This window comes from Terriglobia bacterium, from assembly GCA_020072645.1.
Lineage (GTDB): Bacteria > Acidobacteriota > Terriglobia > Terriglobales > Acidobacteriaceae > Angelobacter.
Genome location: JAIQGK010000004.1, coordinates 163,648 through 181,292, shown reverse-complemented (window position 1 = coordinate 181,292; position 17,645 = coordinate 163,648). Strand labels below are relative to the sequence as shown.

Below are 17,645 nucleotides of genomic sequence, written 5' to 3'. Positions count from 1 at the left end.
CTAGCGCCAACAGTATACGTTTTTCGAAAACCCAACATAGAACGGCTACCCAGGCGGCAGACGTCTCCATGAAGTAGAATCAAGATTCAAGGCATGGCTTTGAGAGCTGCACATGGGTTTTAGTTCGATGTTTCGCGCGATGGCGAGAGTTGCCGCATTCACGGCGATAACCTGCCTTGCACTGCAAGCAGCCTGCACGCCTGGCATTCAACCACTCACATCCACACAGTCTGAACAGCATGGCGGGGGATGTCATGAATCCGTGCCGCCGACTCCACATGCTCCCTCTCCCAGCCACGTCTGCTGCAGCGGCAATCATTTTCCTGACGCGCTTTTGAGCGCAGCGGTTACGCCTGCGCCGCTCGCCCTGAACGGAAACTTTTTGGACCTGACTGCAGCGTCGCGCTCTTTCCCGACTTTCTCTACCGATTTCCCTGCCTCTTTTTCACCGCCTCACAAACCGCTGGTGCTTCGCATCTGATTCTTGGTTTCTCTATCTTCCCCTTGGTATATCCATTTGTAACTTTCAGGTCAGCTGTCACTTTTTACAGGGGCTCAAGCAGAGCGGCAAGGATCGAAATGAAGCGTTCGCCTTTATCTGTCCTAATTATTTTGTTTCTTCTGTTTTCGGCTATGGTCTTCGGTCAGAACACGCCATCATCGCCACATCAACACAGCGCGAGTCCAACCCCGGCTCTGGATGAGACCATGCAAGATATGCCGGGCATGCAACATAGTTCGACGCACGAGCAGCCGATGACGTTCATTAACGAAATCCTGCTTCACGACACGGCAGGCACGTCCGCGCAGCCCAACTCGACCGACGGGCCTATGATCATGCGCGTTCACGGCAAATGGATGTTCATGTTTCATGGCGCGGCATTCCTGAGCGCATTGCAGCAAAGCGGGGCGCGCGGCTATGACAAAATTTTTTCCACCGGCTGGTTCATGCCCATGGCACAGCGCCAGATTGGCCGGGGTGAACTCACATTACGAACCATGCTCAGCCTGGAACCCGCCACAGTGACGCAGCGCTTCTATCCGCTTCTTTTCCAGCAAGGCGAGACAGCGTTCGGCAAGCCGATTAATGACGGCCAGCATCCGCATGACTTCATCATGGAGCTGGCCGCGCTGTACGATTTGCGGCTCGGCGAAAATGCGCTGCTATCGTTGTATGCAGCGCCCGTGGGCGATCCAGCAATGGGGCCAAGCGCTTACGCGCATCGCGCCTCAGCTTCAGAGGACCCCGTGGCCACGCTCGGCCACCACCTTCAGGACTCCACGCACATTGCGGATGACGTGGTCACCGGTGGCCTCGCTTTTAAAATGGCCCGCATTGAGTTTTCAGGCTTTCATGGTCGCGAGCCGGACGAGTTTCGCTGGGACATAGATTCTGGCGCAATCGACTCATGGTCGAGCCGCCTTACCGTACAGCCGGGCCAGAACTGGAGTGCGCAATATTCCTTTGCGCATCTCACTAGTCCAGAGCAATTACATCCGGAAGACGATGTTCAACGCATGACCGCCTCAATAAGCTATAACCGTCCATTCACCAAAGGCAGATGGGCTTCCACGCTGTTGTGGGGCCGTAATCGCGTGTTGCAGAGTGGGCAGATCGCCAACGGATACCTGGCGGAATCTACTTTGCAATTCGCAGAGCGCAACCATGTGTGGACACGAATCGAAAGCGCGGACCGCAGCAGCGAGTTGCTGCTGGGCAAGCAGGCTGAACCGCCGGGATTCGACGAACAGTTTCTTGCTCGAATCCAGGCGTACACCGCGGGATACGACCACGACTTCCCGCTCATTCCAGGCCTTTCAACCGCACTGGGCGCTCAGGTAACGTTCTATGGCAAGCCTGATTTTCTTACACCCATTTACGGGCAGCATCCCGTGGGAGTTATATTGTTTATGCGGGTGCGCCCCAAAGGCAACGCGCATCCTCATTGAGGACCCGAACAATGAAAACATCACGCCGCGATTTTCTGATTGGAACTTCCACTGTAGCCGGATCTTCCCTGTTAGTGCCGCTTTCAGCGCTGGCTCAACAGAAAGCTCCCAAAAAAGCCGCTAAGAAAAAAGAGGAAGCAGACGAAGACGTTTCCACCAACGAAGACCTGATGCGCGAGCATGGAGTGCTCAATCGCGTTCTGCTGATTTACGACGAAGCTCTCCGCCGCATACAAGCCAATGAAAAATTCGACCCAGCTGTTGTGACCAACGCGGCCGGCATCATCAAGAGCTTTATTGAGGATTACCACGAGAAGCTGGAAGAAGATCATATTTTTCCCCGCTTTGAACAGGCGGGCAAATTGATTGAGTTGACCACAAACCTGCGGGCGCAGCACGCTATGGGACGGCGTGTGACGGAAAGAATCATGGCCGCGGCAAAGGGCAATGACAACGAGACGCTTCGCACGTCGCTGGCTGCCTTCAACCGCATGTATCGGCCACATGAGGCGCGTGAAGATACAGTGCTCTTCCCGGCGTTGCACAAAGTGGTGAGCAAACATGAGTATGACGCCATGGGCGAGCAGTTTGAGGGCATTGAGCGCAAGACCTTTGGCGGCGACGGCTTTGATATGGCTGTGGACAAGGTAACCGAACTGGAAAAACAATTCGGCATCTACGATATTGCCCAGTTCACGCCGTCGCTCCCACCGGCTAAATGACAGCGGCACTGCTCTTTGTTGCGGCGATTCTGGGTGGCGCGATTGCTGCGCTGTCCGGCTTCGGTATCGGCAGTGTGCTGACGCCGCTGCTCGCCTTGAGTGTGGGGACCAAGGAAGCGGTGGTCGCGGTGTCGATACCGCACCTGCTGGCCACCAGCATTCGCTTCTGGAACTTGCGCCACAAGATCGACCGCCATCTGCTCAAGAATTTTGGCATTGCCAGTGCTGGTGGCGGTTTGCTGGGCGCATGGCTGGGCTCGCGCTTCAGCAGTCCTGCTCTGGCTTACATTCTTGGTGGACTCTTGGTGTTTGCCGGATTCATGGGGCTCACCGGACTCTCAAAGAAAATGCGCTTTGGCAAAAAAATAGCCTGGCTTGGCGGCGCGCTCTCAGGATTGCTTGGCGGACTCGTCGGCAACCAGGGCGGCGTCCGTTCCGCGGCCATGCTCGGATTCAATCTTGAAGCCAAGACTTTTGTCGCCACGGCCACGGCGATCGCGCTGATTGTCGATGGAGCGCGCATGCCAATCTACTTCTTTACCAGCCCGGAAACCGTGCATAGACTAGCAGCTTCAATCGCAATTATGGCAGCCGGCGTCATCATTGGAACGTTGGCCGGAGGGCGGGTTCTGGCACGCATTCCTGAAAATTATTTCAGGCGGCTGGTTTCGTTACTGATATTTGCCCTGGGAATTGTCATGCTGAGCAGCGTGGGGAAGTAAGTTCTGCGACGCACACTGTCGGCGATCCTATAAGCTGGATAGCTTCTGCGGACATGGAATAGTAGGGGACGAAATCGATGAGACGAACAGTTTTCATGGCAGTTCTGGTGGCCTTGGCGGGGCTCACGTTATTCGGGACGAAGATGCTGCATCCTACAGCCGCCGCGGTTGCTCCCGCCTCTAAAACTACCCTGCAACAAATCGCGACCATTGACCTGCCCGGTCCTCCAGGAAAACGCTTCGACTATCTGACAATCGATTACGACGATGACTATCTTCTTTCCGCGCATCTTGGGGCAGGATTGCTTTACGTGATTGATCTCAAAACGAACAAAGTAGTGAAGACAATCCCCGATGTGCCGGGTGTTGAAGGCGTGGAGTTTGTCCCAGAGCTAAAGAAGGTCTACACGTCAGACTGGCATGAAAAAAAGATCGGCGTGATTGATTTGCGCCAGGGCAAAGTCATAGCCAAGCTTCCCGCACAGGAAAAGCCGGATGGCAGCGCTTACGCTCCACCGTTTCATAAACTTTATGTTTCTGATGAGCGCGCCCGGACTGAAATTGTGGTGAACGTTCAGACTGACAAAATCGTGAACACACTGAACTTCAAAAGTGAAACGGGAATGCCGCAGTACGATCCCGTGGCCAAGCTCATTTACGTCAATCTGCAGGAACTCGACACGATGACCGTGATTGATCCGGCAACGGACAAGGTCAAAACGCCGGCATATGAAGTCCATCCATGCAAGGGCAATCACGGCATGGCGCTGGACGCCGAGCACCGTCGCGCGTTCCTGGTTTGTGAAGACAACAATCTGATGGCGGTGATCGATCTCGACAAACACCGCGTGGTCACCGCACTGCCCATCGCCGAGGGCTGCGACGTAATCAAGTACGATCCCGGCCTCAAACGCATTTATGTGGCCTGTTACAGCGGGGCGATTTCGGTTATTCAGGAAGACGATCCTGATCATTTTCGCAAGCTGGAAGATTTTCGTGTGCAACACAAAGTGCATAGCCTTGCCGTAGATGAACGGACCCATCGCGTGTACGCACCGGAACAAGAAGAGGATGGCAAACCGGTAGCACGGATGATTGTGTATGAGCCAACTGGCAGCCACTGAATCCAAAACCGCCGGATTACGTATCCATCGATGAACACAGGTGCAGCGCGGGGCAGTGTGAGATAAATCACAGCGTCGGCTGTCAGGTCCTATTTAATTTTTGCAGACGGCATTGCGTGTGCGTGCAGCGCGCCATACGATTGTGTGTTCGCTCACAAGCTGCACGCAGGCCCATGCCAATAAGGGAGCATGAATGGATAGTGCGTTGCTGATTCACCGGCTGCATTTCGCCTTTACCGCAACATTTCATTATCTGTTTCCGCAGCTCACCATGGGGTTGGCGCTCTTGATTGTGGTGCTGAAAACGCTGGCGCTGCGTACCCACAATGAAATCTACAATCAGTCTGCGCGTTTCTGGGCAAGAATCTTTGGCATCAACTTCATTCTCGGCGTCGTCACTGGGATTCCCATGGAATTTGAGTTCGGCACCAACTGGTCGCACTTTGCGCGCGTGACCGGAGGCGTGATCGGCCAGCCGCTCGTGATGGAAGGCGTGTTCTCCTTCTTCCTTGAATCGGCCTTTCTTGGGCTTTTTCTGTTCGGAGAAAAACGTCTCACTCCTAAAGGCCATTGGTGGGCTGCCTTTCTGGTATTTTTTGGATCGTGGCTCTCCGGTTACTTCATCATCGTGACCGACGCATGGATGCAACATCCCGTGGCATTCCAGCGCGCGGCCGACGGCAGCTTCCAGGTAATCAGTTTCTGGGGACTGCTGCTGAACCCGTGGGCGATCCTGCAATATGCGCACAACATGAGCGGCGCCGTAATTACCGGAGCGTTTGTGATGGCCGGCGTGGGTGCTTATTACCTGCTGGAAGGAAAATTTATCAATCATGCGCGCGTCTTTGTGCGTGTGGGAGTAATTGCCGGATTGATTTTCTCCGCGCTGCAAATTTTCCCCACGGGCGATCTTCACGGAAAATACATGGCGCGCAACCAGCCAGTAACTACAGCGGCGATGGAAGGTCTCTTCAAGACTGAAAATGGCGCGCCCATGGTAATCCTGGGCCAGCCCGACGAAGAGCATCAGCGCATTGACAATCCGCTGGTCGTCAACAAGGTCCTGAGCTTCCTGATTTACGGCACCAGCACGGCTGAAGTCAAAGGCCTGAATGAATTTCCTAAAGACCAATGGCCTACGAATATTCCGCTGCTGTATTACAGCTATCACATCATGGCCGGACTCGGAACAATCTTCATCGCAGTAATGGCTGCGGCTGCGTTCCTGCTTTGGCGCAAGAAATTGTATGAATCGCGCTGGCTGCTCTGGATCATTATGCTCTGCCTGCCGCTGCCATATATCGCCAACACCGCCGGATGGATGACCGCCGAAATTGGTCGCCAGCCCTGGCTTGTCTATGGACTTATGCGCACCAGCGAGGGCTACTCGAAATACGTTCATGCCGGCAACGGATTGTTTACGCTGCTCGGCTTCATGGGAATTTACACCGTGCTGGCGATTCTGTTTCTGGTGCTTGTCAATCGCGAAATTGCACATGGCCCGGACGCAACCACCGAAAATGTGAATGCCGGCAATCCGTACACGGTAGCCTAGGAGAAATCGACGCATGCTCTTCATATGGTTCTGGCTCGTGGCGGTAATGATCACCGCATATGTCGTTCTCGATGGTTTCGATCTCGGCGCCGGCGTTCTGCATCTGTTCATCGCCAAAACTGATCAGGAACGGCGCACCATAATCCGCACTATCGGCCCAGTGTGGGACGGCAATGAAGTCTGGCTTCTGGCCGGCGGCGGAACTTTGTACTTTGCCTTTCCGCTGCTTTATGCTTCCGGCTTCAGCGGGTTTTATCTTCCGCTGATGATCGTTCTATGGCTCCTCATCCTGCGCGGCATTGGCATTGAGCTACGTATGCACCTTGAAGGAACTGTGTGGCGCGGCTTCTTTGACGGCTGCTTCGCGCTCTCCAGCATTCTGCTTGCGATTTTCTACGGTGCTGCTCTGGGCAATGTGATTCGAGGTGTACCTCTGAATAATGAAGGTTACTTTTTCCTTCCTCTCTGGACCAACTGGCGCACCGGCGCCGAACCCGGAATTTTAGACTGGTACACCGTCATCGCCGGCGTGCTGGCTCTGATTGCCTTAACTATTCACGGCGCGCATTATGTCGCAGTAAAAACTTCCGGCGATCTCAACTCGCGAGCCCGCCGCGTGGCTTCTTTGCTCTGGCCTGCTCTGGTTCTGGTAACGCTTGTGAGTCTGTGGGCCACGCTTTCCATCCGGCCGGGCGCGCTCACAAACTACCGCAGATTTCCTGTGCTGTATGTCATTCCTGTTGCAGTAGCCTTGAGCTTAATCGCCATGTATCTGCATCGCCGTCGAAATCAAGATAAAGGCGCGTTCCTTTCCTCCTGCGCTTACTTGATTTTCATGCTTGTAGGCGCGGCTGCCGCCGTCTATCCCAACCTTCTGGTTTCGACCACTGATCCCGCACTGAACATCACTGTTTACAACGCTGCCGCAGGTTCGTATTCACTGTCTTATGGCCTGATTTGGTGGAGCTTTGGCATGCTGCTGGCCCTCGGCTACTTCGTCTTTATCTATCGCATGTTTCGCGGAAAGGTCACGGCGTAAAGCGCGACTCCTCCTCCTCACCTGCGCCGCTGTTCTATACTGCATTGCGTGCAGAGCGAATCCATCCTGGAACAAAAACCGCCCGAGCCCGATCTGCGCTTTCCTTACGGCCAGGACCCAAATCAATTCGTCGACGTTCGCATTCCTGCCGGAAAAGGCCCTCATCCCATTGTCTTCTTCATTCACGGCGGATACTGGCGCGCCAAATACGATCTCACTTATGCCGGACATCTTTGCCACGCGCTCAAGCAGGCCGGCATCGCAACCTGGAACATTGAATACCGTCGCGTGGGCAATCCTGGCGGCGGATGGCCCGGAACATTTGAGGACGTCCGCAGCGCCTACCGTGCATTGCGTGAACACAAAAATGATTCCATTGCCCGGCTCGATCTCAAAAAACTCTGCGTTGCCGGACACTCCGCCGGAGGCCATCTCGCTCTCTGTCTTGCCGCGTTTGAGCATTCCGTCACGCATGTGCTTTCACTCGCTGGCGTGCTCGATCTCCGCCGCGCCTGGGAACTGCACCTGAGCAATGACGCTGCCGCGGCCTTCTTGGGCGGCTCACCCACTGACGTACCCGACCATTACCGTGAAGCTTCTCCTGCCGAGCGTTCGATTCCACAAGCCACGCAAAAACTGATTCACGGCACCGCAGACGACTCTGTTCCTTACGAAATCAGCCAGTCTTATGCCGCCAAAAAGAAAAAAGCCGGTGAACGCGTTGAGCTCATCACGCTTCACAACATTGGACACTTTGAAATCGTCGATCCCGGTTCCAGCGTCTGGAAACGGGTGGAAAGCACATTCATCTCGCTTACTCGACGGTAATTATCTGCGTGAGGTCAACATGAATTCAGCCGATGGCATCATCACCAAAGCCGCCAATTGCACTGTGGAAGAAGCTGTCAACAAGATTAAATCGCTTCTCGTCATCCGTGGCATCACGCTTTTTGCGGTCATCGATCATAGCGGTGAAGCCGAAACCATTGGCATGAAGATGCCAGACACGAAACTCGTAATCTTCGGCAATCCCAAGGGTGGTACACCGCTCATGCTGGCCTCACCTTCAATCGCTATCGATCTTCCACTGAAACTTCTCGTCGCGGAAGACGCAAACGGCAAATGCTCAATCTCATACAACAGCCCGCAATATCTCCAGCAGCGCCATCGAATCTCCCACGACTTGATACAGAACGTCGCGATCATTGAAGCGCTTGCTACCGAGGTCGCTGCGTAACCGCACGCGATCAACATCGACGCTATGCCGTACTCTCTCCTTGCGATTGCCGCCCTCGTCGCCAATCCATCCCCAGCGCGATCAACGACAGCAACGTTATCACCGTAATGATCCCTAAAGAAATGACGCAGTAAATGCACCAGACTTCCAGAATGTCTTTTTCAATGTGCGCCAGGTATAGAGAAAACACCCATGCGGGGACAGCAGCAGCCGCCAGCAGCCGCCATCGTCGTCCAAACGCCAGACCGGCCAGCAGCAGATAGCCTGCAATGCCGATGTCTGCCACGGGCACGCCTTTGATCACGGCAAACCGGCTCTTGTTCACCGTTCCGCAGTCCCACTTCTCATTAATGCTGCATGGCGAAGCTTCTGTGCGGTAGTGCTCTCGCAAGGCCAGAATCGCCGCAACCATGCCCGCAAGGGCCAAAAACGCAATCAACCATCTCATAGCTTCCTCAAATCTTCTTAGCAACTTTTCTATTTCGTCAGCCCCAGCGCCTGCGACTGAAACGCCATGGACGCATCAAGATGCTGCGACACGAACCCCCAATTATGGCCGCCGGGATAAATATGCGCCTCGTGCGGTACATGGCGCGCCGTCAAAAGCTTATCTAGCTGGCGCACACCGGCATTAAAGCCGTAATTATCCTGGTCGCCACAATCAAAATAAATCTTCAGGCCTTGCAGGTTCGCTTTCCGCGCAAAAACAAACGGCGAATTCTCCTTCCAGAAGCGCTCATTCAATGGCGAGCCAAAAGCGTTTCCCAGAAACGCGGTCAGGCCCACGTCGCCCGAACCATGCGGCAGCTCTTCCAGCAGAGCAGGCATGTGCACAGCCACAGACGCAAACATCTGCGGATACTTAAAAGCAAACCGCAGAGCACCGTATCCTCCCATCGAAATTCCGCCGATCACCCGGCCCGCTCGATTGCCAGCCAGTCGAAAACGCCGCTCCATCTGTGGCACAAACTCGCGAATAAAGAAATCTTCGTACAGAATGTGGCCATCACGCGAGTTGATGTAAAAGCTGTTTTCGCCTTGCGGCGTGATGATCACAAACTCGCCCAGCCCTTTATCTTCCCACGCTTCCTCGATTCCGCTGGACGCACCGCTCGAAGCCAGAAAGCTCTGGTCGCCGCCAAGCCCGTGCAAGAAATACAACACGGGAAAACGCTTGCCTGGATGCGCGTCATAACCCGGCGGCAGCATGGCGCAATAGCCGATCCGGCCCGGCACATACTTGCTCTTCATTGCGCCGCATTGCATCCGCGCCGCCGCAAAAGCATTGACTGTAAAAACCAAAAATAAAAATGAAAGCAGATATTTCGACATGAATGTTAAGAATAGCAGTCAGCCCTCAGCCAAACCGATTCACCGCAAAGGTCGCAAAAAACGCCAAGAAAAAAATATTTGCGAAAGCTTCTGAACCAAAAACTCTGGACCTCTGCGTTCTCCCAATTCAAATCTTTCGGTATAACCAAGAACATGAGAGCAGGAGATAGAAGTCAATCAACCCCTCTTTCCTTTGCGCTCTTTGCGTCCTTTGCGGTAAAGTCTTTCGCTTACGCCAAGAGCATAAGACCAGGACACAAGAGCTAATTGCCAGTTGCTAATTGCTAGTTGCTCTTCCCTTTGCGTCCTTTGCGGTTAGTCTTCCGCTTTTCGCCAAGAGCCAATGGCCAAAAGCCAAGAGCCGCTCTTCTCAATCATGCCTCAGCGCCTGCACCGGATCGAGTTTTGCCGCGCGCGACGCCGGATACAACCCAGCAAACATGCTGACGAACACTGAAAATCCCAGCGCTGCTGCTACCAGCCATACCGGCACCACCCAGAAATTTTCCGGCTTGATGTCCTGCCGTTGCAAATAAATATTCGTGGCAAAGTTGATGGCGCGCCCAATCATCCAGCCCAGGCCCGCGCCCAGCGCGCCGCCCAGAATCCCCATACATCCGGCTTCAACAAAGAAAATACGCTTCACGTCTCCGTCACTCGCGCCCAGTGCTTTCATGATCCCAATCTCGCGCCTGCGCTCCAGGATCGCCATTACCAGCGTGTTCACAATTCCCAGTGACGCCACCGCCAGCGCCAGGCTGCCAAAGATTCCGAGAAACAGATCGAGGAAAGTAAAAAACCGCGTGATGCCCTTGGAAGCGTCAAGAATGGAAAACGTGCTGAATCCCTGCTTGCGGATCTCGTCTTCCACCTGTGAAACAGCTTTGCTTTTGGCCACGCGCACAATCAGCGCGATATATGTTTTGTTTTCTAACGGACGCAGTGTGCTCCACAGTTCCCCCGCCTGCACCATGTCTAAAGATTCCGCCAGTTGCAGCGGCAGGAACATCGGCGTGCGTCCCTGGCGCAATCCCCTGTTCGGCTCGCTGGAAACAATCCCGACAATCTTCAGCTTCAACGTCTTCGGCACCAGATTGAATGATTGCGCATCTTCTGCCTGTTTATCGTCCGCGCTCTCCACATCATCTGGATCGGCCTCGCCTTTCTTTGTGGTATTGCCGGCCAGCGGCGCGCTCTCACCGGCTTCACGCTTGTGGTAGCGCAACACAATGTATTTACCCAGCAGCTGGTTTGCCTGGTCCGGAGTCAGCTTTACGTCGGTACCGCGCGGCTCTCGCGGCAGGTTCAACAGGTCGCGCCCAAAATCGCCCAGGATGATCGTTTCCTCCGCATTGCCGGAAGAAAAGAAGCTTCCCTGCACGTCGTCAAACGCTTCGCTGGTTCGCGCCGACTGCGGCAGCGTCCCGACAACGGTAAAGTGATTGCCGGTTTTGTCGCTTTCCAGCCGCACATCGCCCACGGCGCTAAAGTTCGGATAGACTTCCGCAACATTTGCCAACTGCTCAAAGCTGTGCCGGGCCACGTCGTCCAAAGGCTTGGCCTGCGCTGTGACTGGCGCCGCCTGCGCAAAGCGTGGTCCGCGCGAATCCTGGCGCGACGTGACCACTACCGTGTCAAATAATCCTGAGCGTCCCAGCTGGCGCGTTGCCAGCTTTTGCAGTCCGATTCCCAAAGACAACATGGCCACCAGTGACGCCACGCCCACGCCAATTCCCAGCGTCGTAAGCGAATTTCGCAGGCCCGCTTCGCGCAGGTTGCGTCCGGCAAGCTCAATCAAATCGTATGCTCTCACCGTGCCGCTCCAATCTTTTCCAGTTCATTGTTCGATTCGCCTACCAGTTTTCCGTCGCCTAAGAACACCAGGCGATTGGCATAGCGCTCCGCCAGTGAACGCTCATGCGTCACCATGATTACGGTCATCTCCAGCGTGCGGTTGAGTTCGCGGATCAGGTCCATAATCTCCGTGCCGGTCTTTGAATCCAGATTGCCCGTAGGCTCGTCCGCCAGCAAGAGCTTTGGACGGTTAACCAACGCCCGCGCCAGTGCGGCCCGCTGCTGCTCACCACCGGACATCTCACTTGGCCGATGCTTCATACGGTCGCTTAACCCCACGCGCTCCAGCGCTTCCACCACGCGCGCGCGGCGTTCCTTGCGCTTCACCTCGGCAAAACGCATTGGCAGCTCAACGTTTTCATACAGCGTCATGGTCGGTACCAGATTGAATGACTGGAAAACCATTCCCACCGTGTGCCGCCGGTATTGCGCCAGTTGCTCAGAGGTCATGGTGGCCAGGTCTGCGCCTTCAACCACAATTGCGCCGGAATCCGGCCGGTCAAGTCCGGCAATCAGGTTCAACAACGTAGACTTGCCAGATCCTGAGGCGCCCAGCAGCGCGATGAACTCGCCGCGTCCAGCCGCCAGGCTCACGCCATCCACTGCGGGAATCAGCGAGCGCCCAAGCTTGTAATGGCGCACCACTGAAACCGTTCTTACCGACTCAAATTCTGTGCCGTTTGTTGCCACAATCAGCTCTCCAATGCTTCTATCCGAATGTTACTACGCCAGTTCCCATTCCGTTCCTCCAGTCCAGCCATTCACCTTAGGACGAAAGGCGCGCCGTGCAAGGTGTCCCTCAAACCTGTTGACGGCGACTTCCGACTAGCCGATCCGGAGCAACCAAGTTTGTGGGCTTCATGAAGTTGTGGAGCGCAGGCGCCCTCGCTTGCGAACGTAGGTGCTTCGGGATATTTCCAATCACTCTTCGATACATCCACTTCCTTCCATCTTCGCGCTTCTTCGTGTCCTTGCGCCGTTTTCCGATCACGGCGATGACGGCGACCACGCATCTCGCAGATCCTTGATACCCCTACCCCTCCCTCGATCCCCATTTCTAAAGGACTTACGCGGTTCCTCCCCATGTGTCCCCATGCCCCGATGTTGAAATAAAGGCACTTACCGAATTCCTCCCCATTTCATCCCCATTTGCCTCCAAAAACACAAAGCGCAACGGTTTCCCGTTGCGGATACTTCCAAGTCTTAGCGAATTCTCCAGCCTTGCATTCTGTCCCATTGACGGATCGCAGGCTGAGTATTATAGCAAATAAATAACGAAAGTAGAATGTTTTCTCAGCAACTCTACGCTTCCGGCGCATCTATAATGCTCCCCGAAAAGCTCAGAAATATGTTCGAAAGATACCGACAAGACGCACGCCGAGCAATCTTCTTTTCCCGATCGGAAGCTCAGCAATCGGGTTCTGCATATATTGAACCGGAACATTTACTGCTCAGCCTTACCCATGACGTCGATTGCAAAGCGAACCAGCTTTTCGCTTTGTCGGCTCACACCCACAATTTTCGGAGCCAGTTTAGACCTCATTCCCCTGCAAAGACTTCCACATCCGCAGACCTCCCCTTGTCAAACACCGGCAAGCACGTTCTGGCCTATGCCGCTCAAGAAGCAGATAGGTTGGCAAGCAAGCCGATTGGCACGGAACACCTATTGCTGGGCTTGCTGCGAGAAAAAAAATCAGACGTGCCGGCGGCGCTCACAGCAGCAGGAATCGATCTTCACTCAGCAAGAAATCGGATCAGAGAAGATCGCGGGGTTCCAATTCTTGACAGCGAGACAGAAGATAAAGACATTCCCCTGAAATCCGTGCGGCCATTCGCCGCTTTCCTGCTTCTGATTTTAGTTTTGTTGCTGATTTACGCGATCTTCAGGCTGGTGTTTCACTGATCGGCAGCCCGCGGAGCATCACCGACCGCGCATTTTCCCGGGATCAATCCTCCACAGCTCGCCCTTGCCGTGATCGCTCACCCAGACTGAACCAAAGCCATAGCGGATGCCGTCAGCCTTGGGATAATTGCCATACTGGTCGATGACCTTGTTCGTCGCCGGATCAATACGCGTTACTGGGGTTCCGTCCATGGTGACCCAGATAAGTCCGCCGCCAAAACAGATTTCACCACCCTTGCCCGGAACGTGCACCGGGATAACAGCCACCACTTTGTTCGTTGCCGGATCAATGCGCGACACATTGCCATCCGACTGCGTGAGCACCCATAGCGACCCAGCGCCTTCGGTGGCAAAACGCGGGCCTTCCGCCACGGTGATCATGGCCGTAACTTTCTTCGTCGCCGGATCAACACGGTACACGTTCCCTTCTCCCGAGCTGATCGCCCACACTGACCCAAAAGCCAGCTTGACCACGCCCGTATCTTTTCCCACGACAATGCCCTTCAGCTTGCGTCCGGTCTTCACCTCAACCTGGGACAACGTGGCGGAATGGCCATCTTCATTGCTGCCGAACCACACATAGCGCTCGTCCACGGCAATCGACCCTTCGCCGCTGTCATCAATGTTTACGGGCACGCGCATGTCCACCGCGTTCGTCTTGGGATTAATACGCGTTAGCGTCTTGCCCTGGCAGTTAAGCACCCACACCCGATCCACACCGATGCCAATCCCATAGCACGGTTCTTTGTCGACGGCGATTCTGGCCTGCACGACATTGCGCACAGGATCAACGCGCACAACTTCATTGTTCTTGGCGACCGTGACCCACACTGAACCAAACCCAATCGCCAGCCAGTCCGCATCGCCGCCAATCTGTATCTTTTTAATGATTGGCAGCGTTGCTGCATCAAGCTTTGTAAACTCCGCAGCCACCTTGGCTTCTGGCTCTTTCGTGGCTTTCGATGAAACCTCTTTCGGGGGTAGAGGCTTTTTCGTGACTTGGGCCGTCGCCCCTGTGGCCGATTGCGCCTGCGGCTCTTTGGCCGGTTGCGTCAGGGATTCTTTGTCTGATTGCACCTGGGCATTCGCCACAATGTTATGGAAAGAAACAGCTGTAGCCGTTTTCGTGGTTGTTGCGACCATCCCAAGCAATACCAGCGCCGTCCCCAACAGTAACCTTGTTGAAATCTGCATGCTGACCCATACTAGCGCATCGCGCAGCCGTGCATGATTTTTGCCAGAGGAACGTTCTGCGGATATCGCGGCGCGTCAGTCCAAAATTTCGGGTTCAGGCACAACTCGTGAATGGATTTCTTAGACGCTGCGCACGATCTAGATGCGGCTTATTTCTAGCTAATTGAGACGACACAAATAATGATCCTATGAGTCCCGTAACCCACTTTTTTGCCGGATGGCTGATTGCCTCGGTCTCACCGAATGGCCGTCCCTCAGCGCTCACGCGCCGCGAAAAGGCCCTGGTCGTAGCTGCCGCTGTAGCGCCCGATATCGACGGCATCGGTATCGTCCCCGAATTGCTAACCCGTAACACATCGCATCCGCTGCTGTGGTTTTCCCAGTACCATCATTCGCTGCATACGCTGGCATTTGCCTTGGTGTGTACCCTTGCCGCCTATATCGTCGCTGGGCCGCTGGCCAGTATCGGCCCGCTGGCCACAACAGGCCATGTCTCAGATTTCACCTTTGGCCCAGTCATCCAGGGACGCCGTTTGCCTACTCATCGCTGGCTCACCGCGTTCCTGGTGTTCATCAGCTTCCACTTGCACCTGCTGTGCGACCTCATTGGCGCCCGCGGCCCCGACGGCGACCAATGGCCCATCCCCTACCTCAAGCCCTTCTCCAACACGCTGCAACTCACCTGGCACGGCCAGTGGGCCCTCAACGCCTGGCAGAACTTTGTGATTACAGGATTGCTGCTGGCAACGACCTTGTGGATTGCGTGGCATGAGGGCAGCTCGCCGGTGGAACTGATGTCAGAAACGGGGAATCGGAGATTTGTGCAAACACTTCAAAAGCAAATATTGCGAAAAGCACTGCCGACAAAGTGACAACCATGGCAAAATGCTTTATCAACATAGATTCCTGGTGCTAGTTAAGTTCCGCCCATGATTGCTCAAACATGTCAGTGACATAATAGTACGTATGACTTTTTGGCTCCACTAATAACTCGTCATTCAAAATATTGAAACGAACTTTGTCTTCACGGTCCTGACCGAATGTAATTTCAATGTATCCAGTAACATCGGCTCCAATAATATAGGACGGCTGAAAAGGCGTGGCGAAGAAGATATTCGATACGAGCCACTTCTGATATTTGGACGCATCAAAACATTTTTCCTTACCGCTTTGAGGATGCGCAGGCGAAGGAAATCGACACATGCAAATTGACTTTATTGACGAGAAGGGGATCCTCCGATAATCATCCTTCTTATCTGTTGGTAGTTTTATCTCATTGCTCTCGGCTACCTTCTCACTGCGGCTGATCTTCGGCTTATGTTTAACTTGGGCCGGGGCACCTGGCCTTGCTTCATTTAGTTCCCCACCCAGCAGGCTGAGTTGGCCAGTAGCCCTGTCACATTTTACGAGCGAAGTAGGGGCCAGCACTCTTGTATTCGTGGCAGCAGCTAAATCATTCAGCAACAGAGCCCCATCTTTTTCGGAGCCGGCCTCACAACTGAATAATATGATGCTGTTAAAGCTATTCTGAATATTACTATTTTGCAGCAGCTGAAACCATGTTTTGCGATTCCATGGATCGCTTGGACTTATATTCGTTAGATCAGCAATGAACTTAGTTGCGTCTCGAAAAAGGTTGCCATTTCCCAACCGCACAAAACCACTTCCGCCATGTCCAACCACCATCCCATCTGTTCGCTGATGCGGAGAGCACGCCATCAGATTCTGAATAGCCTGCTCAATATTATTTTTTTGTGGAGGCCGTGGTGTATTGAATTGCGCTTTCGTGAAGACTCCTTGCATACAATCCAAAAAACCGTCGTCATCAACACCATCATCAATGGTATTGCATTGAACAACAGGGACCACTGTATCTGACCTCAAACTCGCTTGAGGCACGACAGCCGACGGCATGGCCTTGGTTGCCGCTTGCAATGCCTCAGAAAATATTGGGAAACAACCGGCAAGCAAAACAACCAGTGCAAGGAATAAATAGCGATTATCTTTCACCTTAGCAATCTCCCATGTCTATTTTGATCCCTATGCTCAGGGAGTAACAAGAAGATTCATACAATTAGCGATTTGAATGCCGCCGGTTGGGTTGTGTTCTTTTCTTTTGTGCTTTATTTTAAACCATGACCAATACCAATCTGTACATAGGCCAGGCTCGACTCTTTCCTCTAAGGTAGTACAATCTTCGGGTAGTAATCCCGGGACATTCGTTGGATCATCCAACGTCGGCAGCCCTTGAGTTACTACTGTGCAAGTCAAATCTGCGAGATTGGGGTGGATCAGCGCAGCCATTTGATTAAAAGCTTCTTCCGCATGATGCTGCGTAACCTCACATTCAGGTTCAGAAAAAATATGCAAATTCACGATTTCTGAACATGGATATGCTATCAGACGCTGATATCTGGATCGGCAATCCACAGGACGCAACACTACATTTGTCGGATCGGCCACATCATAAGTTAAGGATTGAATGAGTGGAAGCGTCTGAGCCATGATCTGCTGAGAATACTTGTCAGGGAATTTTATCTGCGGCCGTGAAATTGCCCTAAAAGGCAGCATCCCGCTTGCATTTGGAAATGGTAATGTGATCGAGCAATACGACTTCTTACCTTGATCCACCTGATCTAAAGTAAATCTATTGTCCCCAGCAGATAAAACAGTATTTTTTGTTTTATCGATTGTTCCGGGATCGATCGGAGGATTGTTGGTTACTATACCATCGAGAGTATATTCGTCCTTCATTTCATAATAGTTTCCCTGACTACAGCAACAGTAATAGTGTTCAGGGTTGTCGGGAGTAATAACTTTGATGTTTTGCGGACCAATGATAAACGCAAAGAGACCGTGGAAAACCACGTTGACCTTTTTAAGGGGGTAAGGTGGGTTGCACGTCGCGGGGCCGATAGGTTTTCCACAGCCATCGTCTTTTCCCCGCGCCGAGCAATAAGTCAAAGCCGCAGCTAGTTGTCCTATAAATCGCCGACGATTCATTGCCATAAAT

At 53.7% G+C, this 17,645-nt stretch carries 18 protein-coding genes; 11 read left to right on the top strand and 7 right to left on the bottom strand.

Annotation, left to right across the window (positions count from 1 at the left end; genetic code table 11):
* Positions 1-112: 112 nt before the first annotated feature.
* The 9 genes from LAO76_07785 (at position 113) to LAO76_07745 (ending at position 8,349) form a co-directional block, all read left to right on the top strand.
* Positions 113-481 carry a hypothetical protein gene (locus LAO76_07785; GenBank protein ID MBZ5490817.1) on the top strand — a complete coding sequence of 123 codons (369 nt, stop codon included), beginning with the start codon at positions 113-115 and terminating at the stop codon, positions 479-481.
* 227 nt (positions 482-708) lie between these two features.
* A complete protein-coding gene (locus tag LAO76_07780) occupies positions 709-1,950 on the top strand; it encodes a hypothetical protein (protein MBZ5490816.1) in 1,242 nt (413 codons plus the stop codon).
* Between the two features lie 11 nt (positions 1,951-1,961).
* Entirely contained in the window at positions 1,962-2,672 is a 711-nt protein-coding gene (locus tag LAO76_07775; protein ID MBZ5490815.1) for a hemerythrin domain-containing protein, read from the top strand.
* Positions 2,669-3,394, top strand: a complete 726-nt coding sequence (locus LAO76_07770; GenBank protein MBZ5490814.1) for a sulfite exporter TauE/SafE family protein — start codon at positions 2,669-2,671, stop codon at positions 3,392-3,394. The genes LAO76_07775 and LAO76_07770 overlap by 4 nt, the downstream gene beginning before the upstream one ends.
* Positions 3,395-3,471: 77 nt before the next feature.
* On the top strand, positions 3,472-4,518 hold the full coding sequence (locus tag LAO76_07765) for a hypothetical protein (GenBank protein ID MBZ5490813.1): 1,047 nt from the start codon (positions 3,472-3,474) through the stop codon (positions 4,516-4,518).
* Positions 4,519-4,711: 193 nt separating this feature from the next.
* On the top strand, positions 4,712-6,073 hold the full coding sequence (locus LAO76_07760) for a cytochrome ubiquinol oxidase subunit I (GenBank protein MBZ5490812.1): 1,362 nt from the start codon (positions 4,712-4,714) through the stop codon (positions 6,071-6,073).
* Between the two features lie 13 nt (positions 6,074-6,086).
* Entirely contained in the window at positions 6,087-7,112 is a 1,026-nt protein-coding gene (gene cydB / locus LAO76_07755; GenBank protein ID MBZ5490811.1) for a cytochrome d ubiquinol oxidase subunit II, read from the top strand.
* 48 nt (positions 7,113-7,160) lie between these two features.
* Entirely contained in the window at positions 7,161-7,940 is a 780-nt protein-coding gene (locus LAO76_07750; protein MBZ5490810.1) for an alpha/beta hydrolase, read from the top strand.
* A gap of 19 nt (positions 7,941-7,959) precedes the next feature.
* Positions 7,960-8,349 carry a DUF302 domain-containing protein gene (locus tag LAO76_07745; GenBank protein MBZ5490809.1) on the top strand — a complete coding sequence of 130 codons (390 nt, stop codon included), beginning with the start codon at positions 7,960-7,962 and terminating at the stop codon, positions 8,347-8,349.
* 22 nt (positions 8,350-8,371) lie between these two features.
* Here LAO76_07745 and LAO76_07740 read toward each other — a convergent pair whose 3' ends face one another.
* The 4 genes from LAO76_07740 to LAO76_07725 form a co-directional block, all read right to left on the bottom strand.
* Positions 8,372-8,797, bottom strand: coding sequence for a vitamin K epoxide reductase family protein (locus LAO76_07740; GenBank protein ID MBZ5490808.1), 426 nt, complete (start codon positions 8,795-8,797; stop codon positions 8,372-8,374).
* Between the two features lie 29 nt (positions 8,798-8,826).
* Positions 8,827-9,600 (bottom strand): esterase family protein, encoded by a 774-nt coding sequence (locus LAO76_07735; protein MBZ5490807.1) that lies wholly within the window; start codon positions 9,598-9,600, stop codon positions 8,827-8,829.
* 451 nt (positions 9,601-10,051) lie between these two features.
* Positions 10,052-11,494 (bottom strand): ABC transporter permease, encoded by a 1,443-nt coding sequence (locus LAO76_07730; protein ID MBZ5490806.1) that lies wholly within the window; start codon positions 11,492-11,494, stop codon positions 10,052-10,054.
* Positions 11,491-12,225: an ABC transporter ATP-binding protein gene (locus tag LAO76_07725; protein ID MBZ5490805.1), complete on the bottom strand. Its 735-nt coding sequence runs from the start codon at positions 12,223-12,225 to the stop codon at positions 11,491-11,493. The genes LAO76_07730 and LAO76_07725 overlap by 4 nt, the downstream gene beginning before the upstream one ends.
* Before the next feature lie 595 nt (positions 12,226-12,820).
* On the opposite strand from LAO76_07725, the gene LAO76_07720 reads away from it, so the two are divergent.
* The gene (locus tag LAO76_07720; protein MBZ5490804.1) at positions 12,821-13,438 is read left to right on the top strand and encodes a hypothetical protein; all 618 of its coding nucleotides are present in this window, start codon (positions 12,821-12,823) and stop codon (positions 13,436-13,438) included.
* 18 nt (positions 13,439-13,456) lie between these two features.
* On the opposite strand, the gene LAO76_07715 is transcribed toward LAO76_07720, so the two are convergent.
* Entirely contained in the window at positions 13,457-14,632 is a 1,176-nt protein-coding gene (locus LAO76_07715; protein MBZ5490803.1) for a hypothetical protein, read from the bottom strand.
* A gap of 188 nt (positions 14,633-14,820) precedes the next feature.
* Here LAO76_07715 and LAO76_07710 point away from each other — a divergent pair, with 188 nt between their 5' ends.
* Entirely contained in the window at positions 14,821-15,504 is a 684-nt protein-coding gene (locus LAO76_07710) for a metal-dependent hydrolase (protein ID MBZ5490802.1), read from the top strand.
* A 40-nt stretch (positions 15,505-15,544) separates the two neighbouring features.
* Here LAO76_07710 and LAO76_07705 read toward each other — a convergent pair whose 3' ends face one another.
* Both LAO76_07705 and LAO76_07700 read right to left on the bottom strand, forming a co-directional pair.
* Positions 15,545-16,642: a hypothetical protein gene (locus tag LAO76_07705; GenBank protein MBZ5490801.1), complete on the bottom strand. Its 1,098-nt coding sequence runs from the start codon at positions 16,640-16,642 to the stop codon at positions 15,545-15,547.
* Positions 16,643-16,678: 36 nt separating this feature from the next.
* A complete protein-coding gene (locus tag LAO76_07700; protein ID MBZ5490800.1) occupies positions 16,679-17,641 on the bottom strand; it encodes a hypothetical protein in 963 nt (320 codons plus the stop codon).
* Positions 17,642-17,645: the final 4 nt, after the last annotated feature.

Bases quoted from the DNA above. Each gene is read 5' to 3' on its own strand.
- LAO76_07785 (MBZ5490817.1), top strand. From the start codon at position 113: ATGGGTTTTAGTTCGATGTTTCGCGCGATGGCGAGAGTTGCCGCATTC.
- LAO76_07775 (MBZ5490815.1), top strand. From the start codon at position 1,962: ATGAAAACATCACGCCGCGATTTTCTGATTGGAACTTCCACTGTAGCC.
- LAO76_07715 (MBZ5490803.1), bottom strand. From the start codon at position 14,632: ATGCAGATTTCAACAAGGTTACTGTTGGGGACGGCGCTGGTATTGCTT.
- LAO76_07745 (MBZ5490809.1), top strand. From the start codon at position 7,960: ATGAATTCAGCCGATGGCATCATCACCAAAGCCGCCAATTGCACTGTG.
- LAO76_07765 (MBZ5490813.1), top strand. From the start codon at position 3,472: ATGAGACGAACAGTTTTCATGGCAGTTCTGGTGGCCTTGGCGGGGCTC.
- LAO76_07710 (MBZ5490802.1), top strand. From the start codon at position 14,821: ATGAGTCCCGTAACCCACTTTTTTGCCGGATGGCTGATTGCCTCGGTC.
- LAO76_07720 (MBZ5490804.1), top strand. From the start codon at position 12,821: ATGTTTTCTCAGCAACTCTACGCTTCCGGCGCATCTATAATGCTCCCC.
- LAO76_07700 (MBZ5490800.1), bottom strand. From the start codon at position 17,641: ATGGCAATGAATCGTCGGCGATTTATAGGACAACTAGCTGCGGCTTTG.
- LAO76_07760 (MBZ5490812.1), top strand. From the start codon at position 4,712: ATGGATAGTGCGTTGCTGATTCACCGGCTGCATTTCGCCTTTACCGCA.
- LAO76_07780 (MBZ5490816.1), top strand. From the start codon at position 709: ATGCAAGATATGCCGGGCATGCAACATAGTTCGACGCACGAGCAGCCG.
- cydB (MBZ5490811.1), top strand. From the start codon at position 6,087: ATGCTCTTCATATGGTTCTGGCTCGTGGCGGTAATGATCACCGCATAT.
- LAO76_07735 (MBZ5490807.1), bottom strand. From the start codon at position 9,600: ATGAAGAGCAAGTATGTGCCGGGCCGGATCGGCTATTGCGCCATGCTG.
- LAO76_07770 (MBZ5490814.1), top strand. From the start codon at position 2,669: ATGACAGCGGCACTGCTCTTTGTTGCGGCGATTCTGGGTGGCGCGATT.
- LAO76_07740 (MBZ5490808.1), bottom strand. From the start codon at position 8,797: ATGAGATGGTTGATTGCGTTTTTGGCCCTTGCGGGCATGGTTGCGGCG.